The 17,406-nt window shown below is 33.5% G+C and carries 16 protein-coding genes; 12 read left to right on the forward strand and 4 right to left on the reverse strand.

Annotated features, from left to right (window positions below; genetic code table 11):
• Window positions 1-164 precede the first annotated feature (164 nt).
• From FN795_RS05460 to FN795_RS05515, 12 genes are all read left to right on the forward strand, one after another.
• Window positions 165-956, forward strand: coding sequence for a TrmH family RNA methyltransferase (locus FN795_RS05460; RefSeq protein ID WP_142449721.1), 792 nt, complete (start codon window positions 165-167; stop codon window positions 954-956).
• Between the two features lie 18 nt (window positions 957-974).
• Entirely contained in the window at window positions 975-2,513 is a 1,539-nt protein-coding gene (locus tag FN795_RS05465; RefSeq protein ID WP_142449722.1) for a serine hydrolase, read from the forward strand.
• A gap of 191 nt (window positions 2,514-2,704) precedes the next feature.
• Window positions 2,705-4,924, forward strand: coding sequence for a RelA/SpoT family protein (locus tag FN795_RS05470; RefSeq protein WP_142449723.1), 2,220 nt, complete (start codon window positions 2,705-2,707; stop codon window positions 4,922-4,924).
• Window positions 4,925-4,934: 10 nt separating this feature from the next.
• Window positions 4,935-5,477 carry a hypothetical protein gene (locus FN795_RS05475; protein ID WP_142449724.1) on the forward strand — a complete coding sequence of 181 codons (543 nt, stop codon included), beginning with the start codon at window positions 4,935-4,937 and terminating at the stop codon, window positions 5,475-5,477.
• Between the two features lie 184 nt (window positions 5,478-5,661).
• Window positions 5,662-6,117, forward strand: coding sequence for a Fur family transcriptional regulator (locus tag FN795_RS05480; protein ID WP_035649453.1), 456 nt, complete (start codon window positions 5,662-5,664; stop codon window positions 6,115-6,117).
• A gap of 98 nt (window positions 6,118-6,215) precedes the next feature.
• Entirely contained in the window at window positions 6,216-7,487 is a 1,272-nt protein-coding gene (locus tag FN795_RS05485) for an adenylosuccinate synthase (protein WP_035649096.1), read from the forward strand.
• 56 nt (window positions 7,488-7,543) lie between these two features.
• Window positions 7,544-8,125, forward strand: a complete 582-nt coding sequence (locus tag FN795_RS05490) for an NUDIX domain-containing protein (RefSeq protein ID WP_142449725.1) — start codon at window positions 7,544-7,546, stop codon at window positions 8,123-8,125.
• A 76-nt stretch (window positions 8,126-8,201) separates the two neighbouring features.
• Window positions 8,202-9,107, forward strand: coding sequence for an amidohydrolase family protein (locus FN795_RS05495; RefSeq protein ID WP_142449726.1), 906 nt, complete (start codon window positions 8,202-8,204; stop codon window positions 9,105-9,107).
• A 213-nt stretch (window positions 9,108-9,320) separates the two neighbouring features.
• A complete protein-coding gene (locus FN795_RS05500; RefSeq protein WP_142449727.1) occupies window positions 9,321-9,563 on the forward strand; it encodes a hexameric tyrosine-coordinated heme protein in 243 nt (80 codons plus the stop codon).
• 139 nt (window positions 9,564-9,702) lie between these two features.
• Entirely contained in the window at window positions 9,703-10,587 is an 885-nt protein-coding gene (locus FN795_RS05505; RefSeq protein ID WP_142449728.1) for a L,D-transpeptidase, read from the forward strand.
• Window positions 10,588-10,774: 187 nt separating this feature from the next.
• Window positions 10,775-11,365, forward strand: a complete 591-nt coding sequence (locus tag FN795_RS05510) for a TetR/AcrR family transcriptional regulator (RefSeq protein ID WP_142449729.1) — start codon at window positions 10,775-10,777, stop codon at window positions 11,363-11,365.
• Between the two features lie 43 nt (window positions 11,366-11,408).
• Window positions 11,409-12,554 carry an FAD-dependent oxidoreductase gene (locus tag FN795_RS05515; protein WP_142449730.1) on the forward strand — a complete coding sequence of 382 codons (1,146 nt, stop codon included), beginning with the start codon at window positions 11,409-11,411 and terminating at the stop codon, window positions 12,552-12,554.
• Between the two features lie 76 nt (window positions 12,555-12,630).
• Here the strand turns inward: FN795_RS05515 and guaB are convergent, their stop codons facing one another.
• The 4 genes from guaB to FN795_RS05535 form a co-directional block, all read right to left on the reverse strand.
• Window positions 12,631-14,103: an IMP dehydrogenase gene (gene guaB, locus FN795_RS05520; protein WP_035649109.1), complete on the reverse strand. Its 1,473-nt coding sequence runs from the start codon at window positions 14,101-14,103 to the stop codon at window positions 12,631-12,633.
• A gap of 186 nt (window positions 14,104-14,289) precedes the next feature.
• Entirely contained in the window at window positions 14,290-15,690 is a 1,401-nt protein-coding gene (locus FN795_RS05525) for a DUF5723 family protein (RefSeq protein WP_142449731.1), read from the reverse strand.
• Window positions 15,687-16,244, reverse strand: coding sequence for a hypothetical protein (locus tag FN795_RS05530; RefSeq protein ID WP_142449732.1), 558 nt, complete (start codon window positions 16,242-16,244; stop codon window positions 15,687-15,689). The genes FN795_RS05525 and FN795_RS05530 overlap by 4 nt, the downstream gene beginning before the upstream one ends.
• Before the next feature lie 84 nt (window positions 16,245-16,328).
• Window positions 16,329-17,195, reverse strand: coding sequence for a beta/alpha barrel domain-containing protein (locus FN795_RS05535; RefSeq protein ID WP_142449733.1), 867 nt, complete (start codon window positions 17,193-17,195; stop codon window positions 16,329-16,331).
• Window positions 17,196-17,406 lie beyond the last annotated feature (211 nt).

Here is a 17,406-nt window from a genome sequence, read left to right on the forward strand (position 1 = left end):
AGCGATAGCGAATAGGTGAAGCAATTCACGAATTTTTTCCACGCAAAGTTTTGAAAAAATAATTCGTGAATTCGTGGCTAAAAAACCTTTGCCGTTCTGACGCTTTGGAACTTTAAAAAAAATCTCAGTACCTTAGCGCCTTAGAATCTTAGTCGCTCAAAAAAATGAAACAAATCACTTCAGTTCAAAATCCATTTATTAAATCGCTTGTTTTGCTTCAGGAAAAATCCAAAGCTAGAAAACAAACTGGTACATTTTTGATCGAAGGATTACGAGAAATTTCATTAGCTATAAAAGGCGGTTACGAAATTGAAACGGTTTTATTTTTACCTGAATTGGTTTCTGAAACAGAAATAAATAAACTGATTTCTCGTCCCTTTCAACTAATCGAAATCAATAAAGAAGTTTATCAAAAACTGGCTTATCGCGATACGACCGAAGGTATTTTGGCTGTAGCCAAAACCAAATCCCTAAAATTATCTGATTTAAAACTATCTGATAATCCATTGATTTTAATTGTTGAATCTTTGGAAAAACCAGGAAATATAGGCGCTGTATTACGAACTGCCGATGCAGCCAATTTAGATGCTGTTTTAATCGCCAATCCAAAAAGTGATTTATACAATCCGAATATTGTGCGTTCCAGTGTTGGGTGTCTTTTCACTAATCAGATTGCTACCGGAACATCTGACGAAATCATTGCGTTTTTAAAAGAAAAAAAGATCAACTTCTATAGCGCAACTTTACAAAATTCGACTTTCTACCATACTCAAAATTTCACTACTCCAACCGCTTTGGTTGTGGGAACTGAAGCAACAGGTTTAACCCAGATATGGCGTGACGCCGCAACACAAAATATCATCATTCCGATGCAGGGAGAAATTGACAGCATGAATGTTTCTGTGGCAGCTGCAATTTTGATTTTTGAAGCCAAACGCCAAAGAGAATTTAAATAATCTTAAACTAACCAAGTTATGAAGTACAAATTATCGTTTTTAGCACTTTTATTCAGTTTCACAACTTTCGCACAAATTACCAATCAGGAAGTTGACAATTTAGTAGAACGAACGATGAAAGCATTTGACGTTCCCGGAATTTCAGTTGCTATTGTAAAAGATGGAAAAGTAGTTCTGGCTAAAGGATATGGCGTAAAATCAATCGTAACGCAACAAAAAGTAGATACTAATACACTTTTCGGAATTGCATCAAACAGTAAGGCATTTACCAGTGCAGCATTGGCAATGTTGGTAGATGAAGGCAAAATAAAATGGGACGATAAAGTGATCAAATATCTTCCTGATTTTAAAATGTATGATGATTTTGTAACTCGTGAATTCACCATTCGTGATTTACTAACACACAGAAGCGGACTTGGTCTTGGTGCCGGAGATTTAATGATCTGGCCAGACGGAAGTGATTTTACAGCAAAAGATATAATTCATAATTTACGTTATTTGAAGCCGGTTTCGAGCTTTAGAACAAAATATGATTATGACAACCTAATGTATATTATTGCTGGTGAAATTGTTCATGTTGTAAGCGGAAAAACCTGGGCAGATTTTGTCGAAGAGCGCATCATGAAACCTTTAGAAATGAATAACAGCGTGGCTTCAATAAAACGCTTAAAAGATACTTCAAATGTAATTACGCCTCACGTTCCTATTGACGGAAAACTAAAAACAATAAAACGTTACGAAAACCAGCTTTTTGATGGCGCTGCCGGAATTTACTCAAGCGTGAATGATTTGAGCAAATGGGCAATTTTACAAATCAATAATGGAAAATACGGCGAGAATAAACAATTATTTTCTGAAAAAGAGCATGATGAAATGTGGCAACTACAAACAATTATTCCTGCTAAAACCAGACCGCCATACAATACTCATTTTTCAGGTTACGGATTAGGCTGGTTTTTAAGCGATGTAAAAGGATACAAACAAGCATCTCACACGGGAGGTTTAGAAGGAAATGTGACGCAGACAACCTTGATTCCAGAAATTGGTTTGGGAATTATTGTTTTAACAAATCAGCAATCTGGTGCTGCCTTTAATGCGATTACGAATACTATAAAAGACAGTTATTTAGGCATAAAATCTGATGATTACGTGACTGTTTACAGCAACAGAATGAAGGCCAACGAAGAAAAGGCTGATAAAGTTACAGACGAAGTTTGGGCAGTTGTTGCTAAGAATAAAAAAGATAAAATAATAACTGATTTTTCTAAAATTGTTGGAACTTATAAAGACAATTGGTTTGGAGAAATCACGATTACAGAGAAAAAAGGAAAATTATATTTTGCCTCTAAACGCTCTCCACAATTGGCAGGCGAAGTTTCTTTTTATAAAGATGGAAATTATGTTGTAAAATGGAACAATGCTTTTTTCCATGCCGATGCTCATTTACTCTTCAAATATGATGAAAGCGGAAAAGTTAATAATCTAAAAATGCTCCCAATCTCTGAATTGACTGACTTTAGTTATGATTTTCAGGATTTGGATTTTTCTAAAGAATAATTTTTTTTGTTTCAAGTTCAAAGTTTCAGGTTTCAGGTTTCAGGTTTCAGGTTGAAAAATGGGACTTAAAACGATCGTTAAAAACTTGAAACCTGAAACTTGAAACAAAAAAATTCCTTTCTAAAATCAACAATCTAAAGCCTTGCGTATATTCAAACTAATGCGTATTTTTAGTACTTGAATATGCCGTTATGATAGAAATAGATATTGAGAAAGAAAACAAAGCGATTGCGCAGGAATACAAGGAATTACTTCGAATAAGTTATCAGACTTTAACCCCAGCCGATAAAAAACTAATTCGAAAAGCTTTTGACGTTGCTGTTGATGCTCATAAAGAACAAAGACGCAAATCTGGAGAAGCGTATATATTTCATCCTATTGCAGTTGCAAAAATTGTTGCCTCAGAAATTGGTCTGGGTGCAACCTCTATTGCTGCGGCTTTATTGCACGATGTTGTCGAAGATACACCTATGACCGTACAGGAAATTGAGCGATTATTTAATCCAAAAGTAGCTCAATTAGTAGAAGGTTTAACAAAGATTTCTTTGGTTCAAAAAGATTTGAATGCTTCAATGCAGGCTGAGAATTTTAGAAAAATGATCCTGACCCTGAACGATGATGTGCGTGTTATTTTGATAAAACTCGCAGATCGTCTCCACAATATGCAAACGATGGATTCGATGGCAGAATATAAACAAACGAAAATTGCTTCGGAAACACTTTATATTTATGCCCCACTTGCCCATCGTTTAGGACTTTACAACATCAAAACAAAACTAGAAGATTTAGGATTAAAATATACTGAACCAGCTATTTACAATGACATTGTAAGCAAAATCAGAGAAACAAAAGAGGAACAGGATGCCTACATTAAAGACATTTCAGATGTTTTGAAGAAATCGCTAGATGTTGAAAACATTGACTATATCATAAAAGGTCGTCCAAAATCTATTTACTCGATTCGCAGAAAAATGCGCGCTCAAAATGTGAGTTTTGACGAAGTATATGACAAATTCGCACTTCGAATTGTCTATAAATCAGACCCTCACGATGAGAAATTTATCGCCTGGAAAATTTATTCGATTGTAACAGATCATTACAGACCAAGTCCGAGTCGTTTGCGTGACTGGATTTCATCGCCAAAATCAACTGGTTATGAAGCACTTCACATTACCGTTATGGGACCAAAAGGACGTTGGGTCGAAGTTCAGGTTCGAAGCGAACGAATGGATGAAATTGCTGAAAAAGGTTATGCTGCTCATTACAAATATAAAAATGGTGCTACGGAAGAAAGCGGATTGGACACTTGGCTGAACTTGCTTCGCGAAGCTTTGGAAAATCCTGAAACCAACGCAGTAGATTTCGTTGAAGATTTCAAAATGAATTTATATTCAAAAGAAATCTTCGTCTTTACACCAAAAGGAGAAATAAAATCGCTTCCGAAAGGCGCAACTTCATTAGATTTTGCGTTTAGCATTCACTCTGAAATTGGAATTAAAACCAGAGGAACACGTGTTAATGGACGTTTGGTTCCGTTAAATCACGAATTAAAAAGTGGTGATCAGGTTGAAGTAATTACATCGGCAAGCCAAAAACCAACTGTAAACTGGCTTGAATATGTAACGACTTCTCGTGCCAAAAACAAAATCAAAAACGTTCTTAACGAGAACACCAAAAAAATTGGCGAAGAAGGAAAAGAACTACTTACCCGAAAATTAAAACATTTAAAAGTTACACTAAACGAGCAAGTTACAAACGAGTTAGTTAACTTTTTTAAATTAAAAACAAGCTTAGATTTATTTTACAGAGTTGGAATTGGAGCTATCGAAAATCAGCAGTTAAAAGATTATGCGGCTCAGAAAAGTAATTCGTTTATCAATTTCTTCAAAAATAAAATCAAAAGAAATAAAGATACCGCAGACGAGGATATCCACAAACCTGTCATCAGCAGTAATTATGATATGCTGGTTTTTGGAACTGAGCATGACAAATTGGATTATAAACTTTCGCAATGCTGTAACCCGATTCCTGGAGATGACGTTTTTGGTTTTGTTACCATTAACGAAGGAATAAAAGTGCATAAAAAAGATTGTCCAAACGCTATTGGGATGCAGTCTAATTATGCATACCGAATCATGAGCGCTAAATGGATTGACTCTTCACAGGAAGAATTCAAAGCGATTATCAATATTACCGGAATGGACGTTTTAGGACTTACAAATCAATTAACAAAAGTAATTTCGAACAATATGAACGTTAATATTCAAAGCATTTCGTTAAGTACAGATGCTGGAATTTTTCACGGACAGGTTGCAGTAATTGTTAAAAACAATACCATTTTGAAGAAAATGATCAGTGCTATTAAAAAAATAGATGGCGTTGACAAAGTAACAAGAGAATATCGAACTTAAATATTTTTTTATGGAAAATGAAAACCTAGAAATTCCCGAAATACATTTTGATGAAAATGGCGAACTTATTATTATCGCTTCTGAATCTTCTTCAAAAGATGATTTTGATTTTTTTCAGGGAAAATCTTTCATTCGAAATAAAAAATTAAAACAAAGATTTTCAAATTGTACCGAATGGATCGAATTTCCATCAACTCAGGAAATGTATAAAATCCTGAACGGAATTGGAAATATCGATAATTTCCTGGCCACTTTTGATGGCGAACCTTTTGAAGGAATGACCGTCAGATTATTTAATCCAAAAGACAGATTGTGGAGTATTTATTGGTCAGATTCAAATACTGGCGTTTTAGATAAGCCTGTTGTGGGTTCATTCGAAAATAATATTGGGCACTTTTTTTCAAAAGATGTTTATGAAGGAAAAAATGTGATTCAGGTTTTTCGTTGGGACGCCAGAGACAAACAAAATCCAGTTTGGAGTCAGGCCATGTCTGATGATAACGGAAAAACCTGGGAATGGAATTGGTATATGTACATGACAAAAAGCAAATAGGAATTTGTTAATTTTATTGTAATTAAAAATATTTATGTTAATTAAGCTTTTTTAGATTCTCCAAAAAATACGACTGTTAAACCCTGTAACTATTACACTTTGACTGTTCTGAAATGATTTTGAACGTTAAACTTTAAAGCCGAAACTTTTATTGATTAAAAATAAAAAATTATCTTTGCAGGATATGACACTTATTTCAACTGACAACACTAAGAATCAAGAAATTGTAAAAAATGTTTTTACAATGTATCTTGAACAAAAAGGGCATCGCAAAACTCCTGAGCGTTATGCTATACTTCAGGAAATTTACGATAGCGAAGAGCATTTTGACATAGAAAACCTATATATCAAAATGAAAAACAAAAACTATCGTGTGAGTAGAGCTACATTGTACAACACGATCGAGTTATTGTTAGACTGCGCTTTGGTTAGAAAACATCAATTTGGGCAAAATCAGGCTTACTACGAAAAATCATATTTCGACAAACAGCATGATCATATCATCATGACTGATTCTGGAGAAGTTATTGAATTTTGCGATCCAAGAATTCAGACCATCAAAAAAACAATCGAAGAAATATTTGATATCGAAATTACGAATCATTCACTTTATTTCTACGGAAACAAAAAGCAAAAATAATAATCCGAAAAGGCATTATTCAAAAAATAAAAAAAAAGAAAATTAACTACATTAATCAGTAGGACAATTCGGTTTGTCCCAACGCAAATTAAAACAGAATGACGGTAGATTTATTACTAGGATTACAATGGGGAGATGAAGGTAAAGGAAAAATTGTTGACGTACTTACCTCAAATTATGATATTATTGCACGTTTTCAAGGAGGACCAAATGCAGGACATACATTAGAATTTGACGGAATTAAACACGTACTTAGAACTATTCCTTCTGGAATTTTTCATAAAAATTCAGTAAATATCATCGGAAATGGAGTTGTAATTGATCCTGTAGTTTTTCAAAAAGAAATCGAAGGTTTAGAGAAATTCAACCTTGATATCAAAAGCAAACTAATCATTTCAAGAAAAGCACACTTAATTTTACCAACACACCGTTTGCTTGACGCAGCTTCTGAAGCATCAAAAGGAAAAGCAAAAATTGGTTCTACTCTAAAAGGTATTGGACCAACTTACATGGACAAAACAGGTAGAAATGGTTTACGTGTTGGAGATATCGAATTAGAAGATTTTAAAGAGCGTTACAGAGCATTGGCAGACAAACACGAAGCTATGATTGCTTTTTACGATGTTAACATTCAATACAATTTAGCTGAACTTGAAAAAGAATTCTTCGAAGCTATTGAAGAATTAAAGAAATTAGATTTCATTGACAGTGAAGAATACATGCACCAAGCTCAAAAAGCTGGAAAATCTATTCTTTGTGAAGGTGCTCAAGGATCTTTATTAGATGTTGATTTCGGAACCTACCCTTTCGTAACTTCATCAAATACTACTGCTGCAGGTGCTTGTACAGGTTTAGGAATTGCTCCGAACAAAATCAAAGAAGTTTACGGAATTTTCAAAGCTTATGTTACGCGTGTAGGTAGCGGACCTTTTCCAACTGAACTTTTTGACGAAGTTGGTGCTACTATGGCAAGAGTTGGAAACGAATTTGGTTCTGTAACAGGAAGACAAAGACGTTGCGGATGGTTAGATCTTGTTGCTTTAAAATATGCTGTTCAAGTTAACGGAGTTACTCAGTTAATGATGATGAAAGGCGATGTTCTTTCTGGATTCGAAACTTTAAAAGTTTGTACAGAATACAATTATAAAGGACAAAACATTTCTCACTTTCCATACAACATTGAACCAGAAAACGTTACTCCGGTTTACAAAGAATTCAAAGGATGGAAACAAGACTTAACTGGATTGACAACTTACGATCAATTACCAATTGAGCTAAAAGAATATATCGAGTTTATTGAAAAAGAAATCGAAGTGCCAATCAAAATTGTATCGGTTGGACCAGATAGAAAACAAACAATAACAAAATAATACATTTTAAACGCTCTGATAATCAGAGCGTTTTTTTATATAAATCTATTCGCCTTATGAAAAATCCGGAAATCAAAATCACAGAAACTTCTTTGCTATCCGATAATTGGTATATTTTAAATAAAGTGACTTTTAGTTATCAAAAAGAAAATGAAGCTCCTCAAACACATACACGTGAAGTGTATGATCGAGGAAATGGAGCCGGAATTTTACTTTATAATTCAACGAAAAAAACAGTTATTTTAACACGTCAATTTCGTTTACCGAGTTTTCTAAACGGGAATAAAACCGGAATGATGATTGAAGTTTGTGCTGGACTTTTAGACAAAGACAATCCTGAAACTGCAATCATTCGTGAAACTGAGGAAGAGACCGGTTATCGTATTTCTAAAGTTCAAAAAGTTTTTGAAACTTATATGTCACCAGGCGCTGTAACTGAAATTTTATATCTTTTTGTTGGCGAATACAACGAAAGCATGAAGGTTAGTGAAGGCGGTGGACTAGATTCGGAACAGGAAAATATCGAAGTTTTGGAATATACTTTTGATGAAGCTTATGCGATGATAGAATCGGGCGAGATTTCTGATGCTAAAACCATTTTATTATTGCAACATGCTAAAATAAAAGGACTTATATAATTATTTAGTACCTTAGATTTATTAAAATTATTATTTTTTAGAATGTTGTGTTTAACCAGAACTAAAATAGACGAAAATGAATAAAACTGTACTTTTCTTTTTAATCCCTATTTTCTTTTCTCAAAACATAACATCGCAAAACAGAAAAATAATAGATGTACATTTTCATACCCGTTCTGCCGGAGATTACGGAAAAATTCCTCCGCCAAATCCAATAACAGGAAAAGCTCCAAAAGCAGAAACAAATGATATGATATTAAATAGCAATATTGCATTGCTTAAAGAATATAATGTTGTAAAAGCAATTTGCTCCGGAACGCTAAAAAGAAATGCGGATTTTATTTCGAAAGATCCTTCAAGGTTCATAAGTTCTTTAGAATATCCGGATCATCAAAATAATTCTTTACCCGATACTTTAGCATTTAAAAAATTATGCGAAGAGCATAAAATTTCTGCTTTTGGAGAACTTGGGTTACAATATGAAGGAGAAGTTTTGAGTGATAAAAAATATGAACCTTATTTATCCATTTGTGAAAAATTTGGAATTCCGGTTGCAGTACATACTGGCATCGCAGCACCCAATACGCCGTATACATGCTGTCCAAATTTTAAAATTGAAGCCGGAAAACCATTGCTTTTAGAACCTGTGTTGCTAAAACATCCAAAATTAAAAGTTCAATTAATGCACATGGGATACCCTTTCTTAGAAGAGACCAAAGCATTAATGGTTATTTTTCCGCAAGTTTACGTTGATGTATCTGCTGTTGATTGGTTAGTTCCAAAAGAAGAATTCTACAGCTACTTAAAAGCTTTAATTACCGCAGGATTCGAAGACAGAATTATGTACGGATCTGACCAAATGATCTGGGAAGATGGAATTTCTTTAAGTATAAAAACTGTAGAAGAAGCTCCTTTTTTAAATGACGCTCAAAAGGATAAAATATTTTATAAAAATGCTTCTAAATTCTTTAATATTCAATAACCTACAAATAATAAAAACTTCCTGGTTTTTAAAAAATCATCAAAAATCATCAAAAATCAACTATTAAAACTATTATTGAATCATGTTAAAAAGACTAATTTAGAATTATTATTTATTTCGAAAAAGCACTGATTATCAGATAAATTACCTTTTTAATAAGTCAGATTTTAATTAATTTTATTTGAAAAATAATAATCAAAAAAAATAAATATTATGTCTGATCAAGTACAATTAGTTCCAAATGATTCGCTCATTACTAATACCCCAGAAGAAGGTCGTCAGTTAGCCGTAAAAATGGCTCGGCTAATCATAAAAATTACACAACCAGATCCTGCAGTTAGAGAAAAATTGCGCCCTATTTATGCAGAAGATGCTGCAATGCTTATTGCTGTAGGACAAACTGTAGCTACTGAATTTGCAACTATTGCAGCTGCTAATAATTATTGGAGGAAATAAAGAATTGATTTAAGGTTTTAGACAGCATATTTCAAATGAATTCTATCGTATAAATGAAAATCCCGTAAACTACTTAAAAAATTATGTAACCCTTTTCGACTATCGTATTTATAACTTTACTTTCATAAAAATACTACCTATGAAAAAGTTATATTATACAGCAAATGTATTACTAATTCTTATGTTAGTTTTACTAGGTTCATGCAAAAAAAATGAAACCGTACATTTATCTGAAAACACAAAAGCAAAAAAAGTAATTGAATATAAGAAACCCAATTCCGCAATTTCTTATCAAATTCAAAATACTAAAGAATGGCTGAAAATTAATGAGGCCGATAGTAGCAAAATGAATATTGTTTATGCCTTAAATAGAACAGATAAAGCAAATTTTAAAAAATTAGATTCGGTAGTGATTCCAGCAGATTTTACTGGCGATTTGGTTTATTATATGCCATTTCCACTTCATGTTTCTGCTTTAGAAGAAGTATCAAAAATTATTATTTTCTCCTATCCTACTCAAACTTTTGGCGCTTACGAAAATGGCGAATTAGTCCGTACAGGACCAACAAATATGGGAAGAAAAAAAGATCCTACTCCAACAGGCTTGTTTTTTACGAACTGGAAAGCAGAAAAAACTACCAGTACTTTCAATGACGAATGGGATTTAAAATGGAATTTCAATATTGAAAATAAACTTGGCGTTGGTTTTCATGAATATGAGTTGCCTGGTTATCCGGCTTCGCACTCGTGTCTCAGACTTGAGGAAAAAGATGCAAAATACCTTTACAAGTTTGCTGATGAATGGATTCTGAAAGACAAAGAAAATGTAAAAGTAAAAGGTACACCGGTTGTCGTTTTTGGAAGTTATAATTTTGACGGCCCAAAACCTTGGTTACAATTAAAATCAGATCCAAAAGCTTTAAATATTTCAGAAAGTGAAATTGAAAGTCAGGTAAAACCATTTATTCAAAAGATATTAGAAAACCAAAATCTAAGAGAAGCAAATCAGACAACTGAGCTTTAAAAAAGTTATTCATAAAAATTAAAAAGCTAGAACAATCTATAAATCAGATTGTCTAGCTTTTTTTTATTCTCACAATTTCAAAAACCTTTGCTTCTTTGTTCCTCTTAAATTTTGAAAATAAAAATATTACATAAATAAGCGAACATTCACTTATTATTAATATCTTTGTACCATAATTCAGAAAATTATGAGAACAAGAGATACTAATAAAGAAGAAATCGTAAAGCAAAAAGCTATTGAAATGCTTGTTGCACAAGGCGTAGAAGGTTTTGGAATGAATCGTCTCGCAAAAGAATGCGGAATTTCTGTAGCAACACTTTATATCTATTATTCGGACAAAGAAGATATGATTCGGAAAATTGGCGCTGAAATTGGCAAAAATTTCTTTGATGAAATGTTGGTTGGATTTTCATCCGAAATGTCCTTTGTTGACGGTTTACGCAAACAATGGGAAAACCGCTCTAAGTTTGAAATTATCTTTTCTTTGCAAGCAACTTGTTTTGAGCTCTTAAAACATTCGACTTACGGCGACGCTATTTTATCTGAAATCTCATCTGATTTTAAAGACGAAATGACCAAATTCATTACCAAAGCGATTGAAAAAAAAGAGCTTGTCCCTATGACATTTGAAGTTTTTTGGAGCATTGCTTATGGCTCACTTTATTCTCTTTTGGAACTGCACAGAGAAGGAAAATCAATGTCTGGAAAACCTTTTGCTTTTACTACAGAAATCAAGGAAGAAGCTTTCAATTTGGTTTTAAAAGCGCTTACTCCTTAATTTTTTAATTCTAAATTCAATTACAATATCAAAATATAATACAATGAAAACATCAATTATAGAAAATAAAAAAATTGCCATTATTGGCGGCGGGCCAGTTGGATTGACAACAGCAAGAATTCTGCAAATCAATGGCGCAGATGTGAAAGTTTACGAAAGAGACATTAATTCAAAGGCCAGAACATCTGGTGGAACACTTGATATCCATTCTGATTCCGGGCAATTTGCAATACAAAAAGCCGGCTTAATGGAAGAGTTTTACAAATATGCCAGACCAACCGGAGAAAAAATGGCGGACATGAATGGTAGCATTACAGCTGATGAAATGCCGGATGAAACCAATGCTTTTTCTCGTCCGGAAATTGATCGTAATGATTTACGAAAAATTATGGTAGAAAATCTTCATGAAAATACTGTTGTCTGGGATAGTCAGTTAACAAATATTGAAAAATCTGGCGATGAGTACATTTTAGATTTTAAAAATGGTAAAACTGCAACGGCTGATTTTGTAATTGTAGCAAACGGCGGAAGATCTAACGCCCGAAAATTTGTGAGCGATCAGGAACCTCAACTTTCCGGAACTTATATTATTCAGGGAGAAATAGCAAATCCAGATCAGGATTATCCGGAATTTAAACCTAAATACGGAAATGGAAATGTTATGGCAATGGGTGAACAAAAAATGTTTTATACTCATACCATGGGCGATGGTTCAATACATTTTGGCGTTTCTTTCAAAGCTGATGAAAATTGGATTTTGAACAACGGAATTAACTTTGAAGATGATAAAGCTGTAATTTCTTTTTTAAGCGATAAATTTAAAAACTGGGACAACGATTTTAAAAATTTCTTCAAAGCTTCAACTGAATTCTCTGGTTTGCCTTTGAGATTATTTTCTTTAGAAGAACCCTGGAAAGAACATTCAAATATTACGCTTGTTGGTGATGCAGCACATTTGATGCCTCCGTTTGCCGGCGAAGGTGTAAATATGGGATTATTTGATGCTTTTCATTTAACCGAAAACCTGACCAACGGAAAATTTCAAACAATTGATGATGCCGTTGCAGATTATGAGAAAAAGATGTTTGGCTACGCTTTGGAAGCGCAACGCATGACTAAAAAAATGGAAGATTTATTGCATTCAGACATAACTGCTGACGATATTTTGAACAGCCGCGTTGAAGATTAATTTTCTAAAATAAAAAATAAAAAAAGGCGTAAGAACTAAATCTTACGCCTTTTGTTTTATAATGAAAAACTAAAAATTATCTAGAATAATTTGGAGCTTCTTTTGTAATAGTTACGTTATGTGGGTGACTTTCAGTAATTCCGCTTGATGTGATTCTAACAAAACGTCCAGTTTCTTGTAAAGTTGGAATATCTTTTGATCCACAATATCCCATTCCGGCACGAAGACCTCCAATAAACTGAAGCATACTTTCGTTTAATTCACCTTTGTAAGGAACACGTCCAACAATTCCTTCCGGAACTAATTTTTTAACGTCGTCCTCAACATCCTGGAAATAACGATCTTTAGAACCTGTTTGCATCGCTTCAACAGAACCCATTCCACGGTATGATTTGAATTTTCTTCCTTCGAAAATAATAGTTTCTCCCGGAGATTCTTTTGTTCCTGCTAATAATGAACCTAACATTACACAGTCAGCACCTGCAGCGATTGCTTTAGGAATATCTCCTGTATAACGAATTCCGCCGTCAGCAATTACAGGAACTCCAGTTCCTTTGATGGCTGCAGCAACTTCAAGAACTGCTGAAAATTGAGGAAAACCAACACCTGCAACGATACGAGTTGTACAGATAGAACCAGGTCCGATTCCAACTTTTACTCCATCTGCTCCATTTTCTACTAAATATTTAGCAGCTTCTGGCGTTGCGATGTTTCCAACAATTACATCTATTTGAGGGAATTTTGCTTTTACTTCTTTTAATGTATTTACCACACCTTCTGTGTGTCCGTGAGCAGTGTCGATAATAATTGCATCTACACCGGCAGCAACTAAAGCTTCAGCTCTTTGAACTGCATCTCCAGTAACTCCAATTGCAGCAGCAACTCTCAAACGACCAAAAGAATCTTTATTAGCGATTGGCTTTTGAGTTAATTTTGTAATATCTCTAAAAGTAATTAAACCAACTAATTCGTTTTGAGCATTTACAACTGGTAATTTTTCGATTTTATGACCTTGTAAAACAACTTCTGCCTGTTCTAATGAAGTTCCTTCTGCAACAGTTACTAAGTTTTTGCTTGTCATAACCTCAACAATTGGTCTTGCACCATTTTTCTCGAAACGTAAGTCACGATTGGTAACAATTCCTTTTAAGATTCTGTTTTCGTCAACGATTGGAATACCACCGATTCCGAATTCTTTCATGGCATTTTTTGCGTCAGCAATAGTAGAAGTTAATGGTAATGTTACCGGATCGATAATCATTCCTGCTTCGGCACGTTTTACTTTTCGAACTTTTCCTGCTTGTTGTTCGATAGTCATATTTTTATGTAAAACACCAATTCCGCCTTCTTGTGCCATAGCGATTGCCATTGCACTTTCTGTTACCGTATCCATAGCAGCAGATACAATTGGAACGTTTAATGTGATGTTTCTTGAGAATTTTGATTTAATGCTCACTTCGCGAGGAAGCACATTCGAGTAGTTAGGTACTAATAATACATCGTCGTAAGTTAAACCTTCGCCGATAATCTTGGAGTTGTGTGCTATCATGGTGCAATTTCTAGTTGAATTGCGTGCAAATATAGTGAATAAATTGCTAACTTGAATACTAACTAATTCATAAAATTGCATTTACAGGAAAAACCTTTCAAAAAATAAAATCTAATTTTTGAGATTCTAATTTCTAATTTTACTACTAAATACAGCTAAAATCTTAATTTATTCAGAATTAAAAAATTAATCTTCTGAATCCTGAAAAACGAAATTTATACCAAGCTGAAATGCTGCACTACTAGCTTTTGAAATATCTTTATATTCCAAAACATTATTGACTAAAGCATACATATTCAGTTTCCAGATTGTTCCTGAAAGTCCGAGACCAATATTAGTGCTTGAAAACTCATCAATAGTATAAGTAGCTTTTAAATCTAATTTTTCAAAAATATTTCTTTTATAAAAAGCCGTTACAGCAACGAGAGGTTCTCGCGGAGCTGTCATACCAAAAAACTGAATTCCTGCTGCATTCCGATAGCGTTCTTTAATTTTCTCCTTGCAATTACAATCATTATCGGAGCGAAAGTATCCAAATGAATATTGGAGTGATGCATATATTTTTGTTGGACGCCAAGTCGTGTATTTATTATATAAGGTATCTCTCGGAATTGCTTTTTTGAATTCGGCAAAAACATTCTCCGGATCATTAGTACCCGAAAAATCAGGATTTGCACCTTGATATTGATACGTTCCTTTGTAAGTAAGCGTTTCGATATCTTTTGACTGATTTATAAATCCAAGATCAATAATACTGGCAGTGACCTGAAAATTTTCTTTCGGATAATACGTTACGCCGGCATCTACACCCAAACCTAAGCTTCCATTAAAAAAAGTATTATGAGCAATGTCTCTGGCAATATTTCCTTCATATTCATCTTTTGTAAAACGTGAAATCCCCGATGTTTTAAGTTCTAAATTAGATGAAATAATTTGGTTATAAAGATTGACCGTTCCTGGCTGCTGCCCAGTAAATATATAACCGGAATTATGAGTAGAAACTGCATTTGCGCCACTGGAATAAAGTTTAGCGCGACCTCCAAGTACCAATTTATCATTCATTTTTTTGTGAAAGCCAACATGAAAAACGGAAAGCACTTCGGCTTTAACATTCAGATCGTCAAGGTGAAAAACTTTTCCTATGTAATTTTTATTTCCATCTAAAGCCAGCAAAGCCATATCTTTTGGCATGTACATAAAAAAATCAAATTCCTGATAAACGCCAAAAGAAACATACGAACGACTTTCTCTGCCTCCTACCCTAAAACCTCCTGAAAATACTTCCAATTGTTGATTGGTAACAACTTTATCATTTCGGGAAGATTTGTTGACAATATTTCTGACTTTATCATTAAAATCAATACCATTGTCTGCAAATAAATCATAGACCGAAAAACTGCTTGATCCTAAATTTACTGAAACTCCAGACAAAACAGGAACACCAAAATAATATTTGTATGAAACATCCGCACCTGGATTTACTAATAAAGATTGAGGAATGGAAGTAAAATTGTAAAGGACTTCCTTATTTTGAGAAAAACAAGAAATCTGAAAAAGCAGTCCTAAAATTAAGTATTTTGCCCTCATTTCGCTTCTATTTCAAAATAAGTTGTTGTACTTGATCTTAACTTCAGATTACCTAAACTGTTTTCATCGAGTGGAACTCCTGAAGTCATTAAGGCAACAAAACCAATATTTTGAGTTTGTTTTAAAAGTTCCAATCTTTGATTTTCAAAAACTTCGGTAGGGTATTTAATAACATTTGGACTTCCTTTATAAGCGGGCACAACAAAAGAAATAGTCGTTAGAATTTCATTTTTAGAATTAAGAAGCAGCATGTTGATCACAAAACCGCGTTCAATAGTGTTTTCAATTTCAACATCAAATTCAACTTTTTTTAGATAATCTCTAAGAAACTGCTTTTTAAAAATATCAAAATTTCTGGAGTCATATACAATCTGAGTTCCTCCGTCTGCTACTAATTCATTTGCTGGAATATCAAAATAGGCAAGATTTGCAATAAAAATGGGTTCTAATTTCAAATCATTTACCTGATCAAAATCTAAGTCACTTGAGCACGATAAAAACAAAATCGCTACTACAAAAATCTTCAGAATACTATTTATACAATTCAATTTCATGGTTGAAAGAATTTAAGATAATAGTAACAACTGGGGACTGTTGCTTTTATTGCTTTGATAAGTAAATATAAGAATTTTTTTTTTTTAATGAAACTTACCAAACAATTTAGAAGCTTCATTATAAGCACTTTCAAAACTTAATGAATTTAAGCCTGTAATTTTTTTATTTGCTGTGAAGTAAGAAACCAATTTTTCCGTAGGCATATTTCCTGTCAACTTATCTGTAGCCATCGGGCAGCCTCCGAAACCCTGAATCGCGCCATCAAAACGTATACAACCTGCTTTTGCTGCGGCATCAATTTTTTCGAACCAGCTTTCTGGTGTTGTATGAAGATGTGCTCCAAACTCAATTTGAGGATATTTCGGAATTAAATTCGAAAAAAGATAAGTTATAACATCTGATGTTGAACTTCCTACAGTATCTGAAAGCGAAAGAATTTTAACGCCCATTCCTGCCAATTTTTCTGTCCACTCGCCTACTATTTCCACATTCCAGGGATCACCGTAAGGATTTCCAAAACCCATTGAAAGATAAGTTACAACTTCTTTATTTTTTCTATCGGCAATGTTTAGAATTTCTTCTAACGTAATTAAAGATTCGGCAATGGTTTTATGTGTATTACGCATCTGAAAATTTTCAGATATCGAAAAAGGAAATCCTAAATACTGAATAGATTCAAATTCTGAAGCCAAAGCTGCACCTTGCGTATTGGCAATTATAGAAAGTAATTTGCTTGAAGTTTCCGAAAGATCGAGTTGTGCCAAAACTTCGGCTGTATCCTGCATTTGCGGAATTGCTTTTGGTGATACAAAACTTCCAAAATCAATAGTATCAAAACCTACTCGAAGCAATGCCTGAATATAAGTAACCTTGTTTTTTGTTGGAATAAAGTCCTTGATGCCTTGCATTGCATCTCGTGGACATTCGATAATCTTGATTTCTTTATTCAAAACTTTTTCTTTTGTAATGCTAAGTTAGTTTCTTTTTTAAAGAAATAAAAATTATAGTCTTTTCTGGATTGATTTTTTAATCATATTAGTTATATAAGCTCATTTAAATAAGAACTTAATAAATCGTAACTCTAATATAAAACGCATTACTTAAAATGGTAATAGCTTAAAAAATTACCAAAAAAACGTAATAATTAAAAATATAACCAAA

This window comes from Flavobacterium resistens (assembly GCF_900182645.1).
GTDB classification, from domain to species: domain Bacteria; phylum Bacteroidota; class Bacteroidia; order Flavobacteriales; family Flavobacteriaceae; genus Flavobacterium; species Flavobacterium resistens.

Excerpts from the sequence above, each read along its gene's own strand:
- FN795_RS05460 (WP_142449721.1), top strand. The coding sequence starts at position 165 with ATGAAACAAATCACTTCAGTTCAAAATCCATTTATTAAATCGCTTGTT.
- FN795_RS05465 (WP_142449722.1), top strand. The coding sequence starts at position 975 with ATGAAGTACAAATTATCGTTTTTAGCACTTTTATTCAGTTTCACAACT.
- FN795_RS05470 (WP_142449723.1), top strand. The coding sequence starts at position 2,705 with ATGATAGAAATAGATATTGAGAAAGAAAACAAAGCGATTGCGCAGGAA.
- FN795_RS05475 (WP_142449724.1), top strand. The coding sequence starts at position 4,935 with ATGGAAAATGAAAACCTAGAAATTCCCGAAATACATTTTGATGAAAAT.
- FN795_RS05480 (WP_035649453.1), top strand. The coding sequence starts at position 5,662 with ATGACACTTATTTCAACTGACAACACTAAGAATCAAGAAATTGTAAAA.
- FN795_RS05485 (WP_035649096.1), top strand. The coding sequence starts at position 6,216 with ATGACGGTAGATTTATTACTAGGATTACAATGGGGAGATGAAGGTAAA.
- FN795_RS05490 (WP_142449725.1), top strand. The coding sequence starts at position 7,544 with ATGAAAAATCCGGAAATCAAAATCACAGAAACTTCTTTGCTATCCGAT.
- FN795_RS05495 (WP_142449726.1), top strand. The coding sequence starts at position 8,202 with ATGAATAAAACTGTACTTTTCTTTTTAATCCCTATTTTCTTTTCTCAA.
- FN795_RS05500 (WP_142449727.1), top strand. The coding sequence starts at position 9,321 with ATGTCTGATCAAGTACAATTAGTTCCAAATGATTCGCTCATTACTAAT.
- FN795_RS05505 (WP_142449728.1), top strand. The coding sequence starts at position 9,703 with ATGAAAAAGTTATATTATACAGCAAATGTATTACTAATTCTTATGTTA.
- FN795_RS05510 (WP_142449729.1), top strand. The coding sequence starts at position 10,775 with ATGAGAACAAGAGATACTAATAAAGAAGAAATCGTAAAGCAAAAAGCT.
- FN795_RS05515 (WP_142449730.1), top strand. The coding sequence starts at position 11,409 with ATGAAAACATCAATTATAGAAAATAAAAAAATTGCCATTATTGGCGGC.
- guaB (WP_035649109.1), bottom strand. The coding sequence starts at position 14,103 with ATGATAGCACACAACTCCAAGATTATCGGCGAAGGTTTAACTTACGAC.
- FN795_RS05525 (WP_142449731.1), bottom strand. The coding sequence starts at position 15,690 with ATGAGGGCAAAATACTTAATTTTAGGACTGCTTTTTCAGATTTCTTGT.
- FN795_RS05530 (WP_142449732.1), bottom strand. The coding sequence starts at position 16,244 with ATGAAATTGAATTGTATAAATAGTATTCTGAAGATTTTTGTAGTAGCG.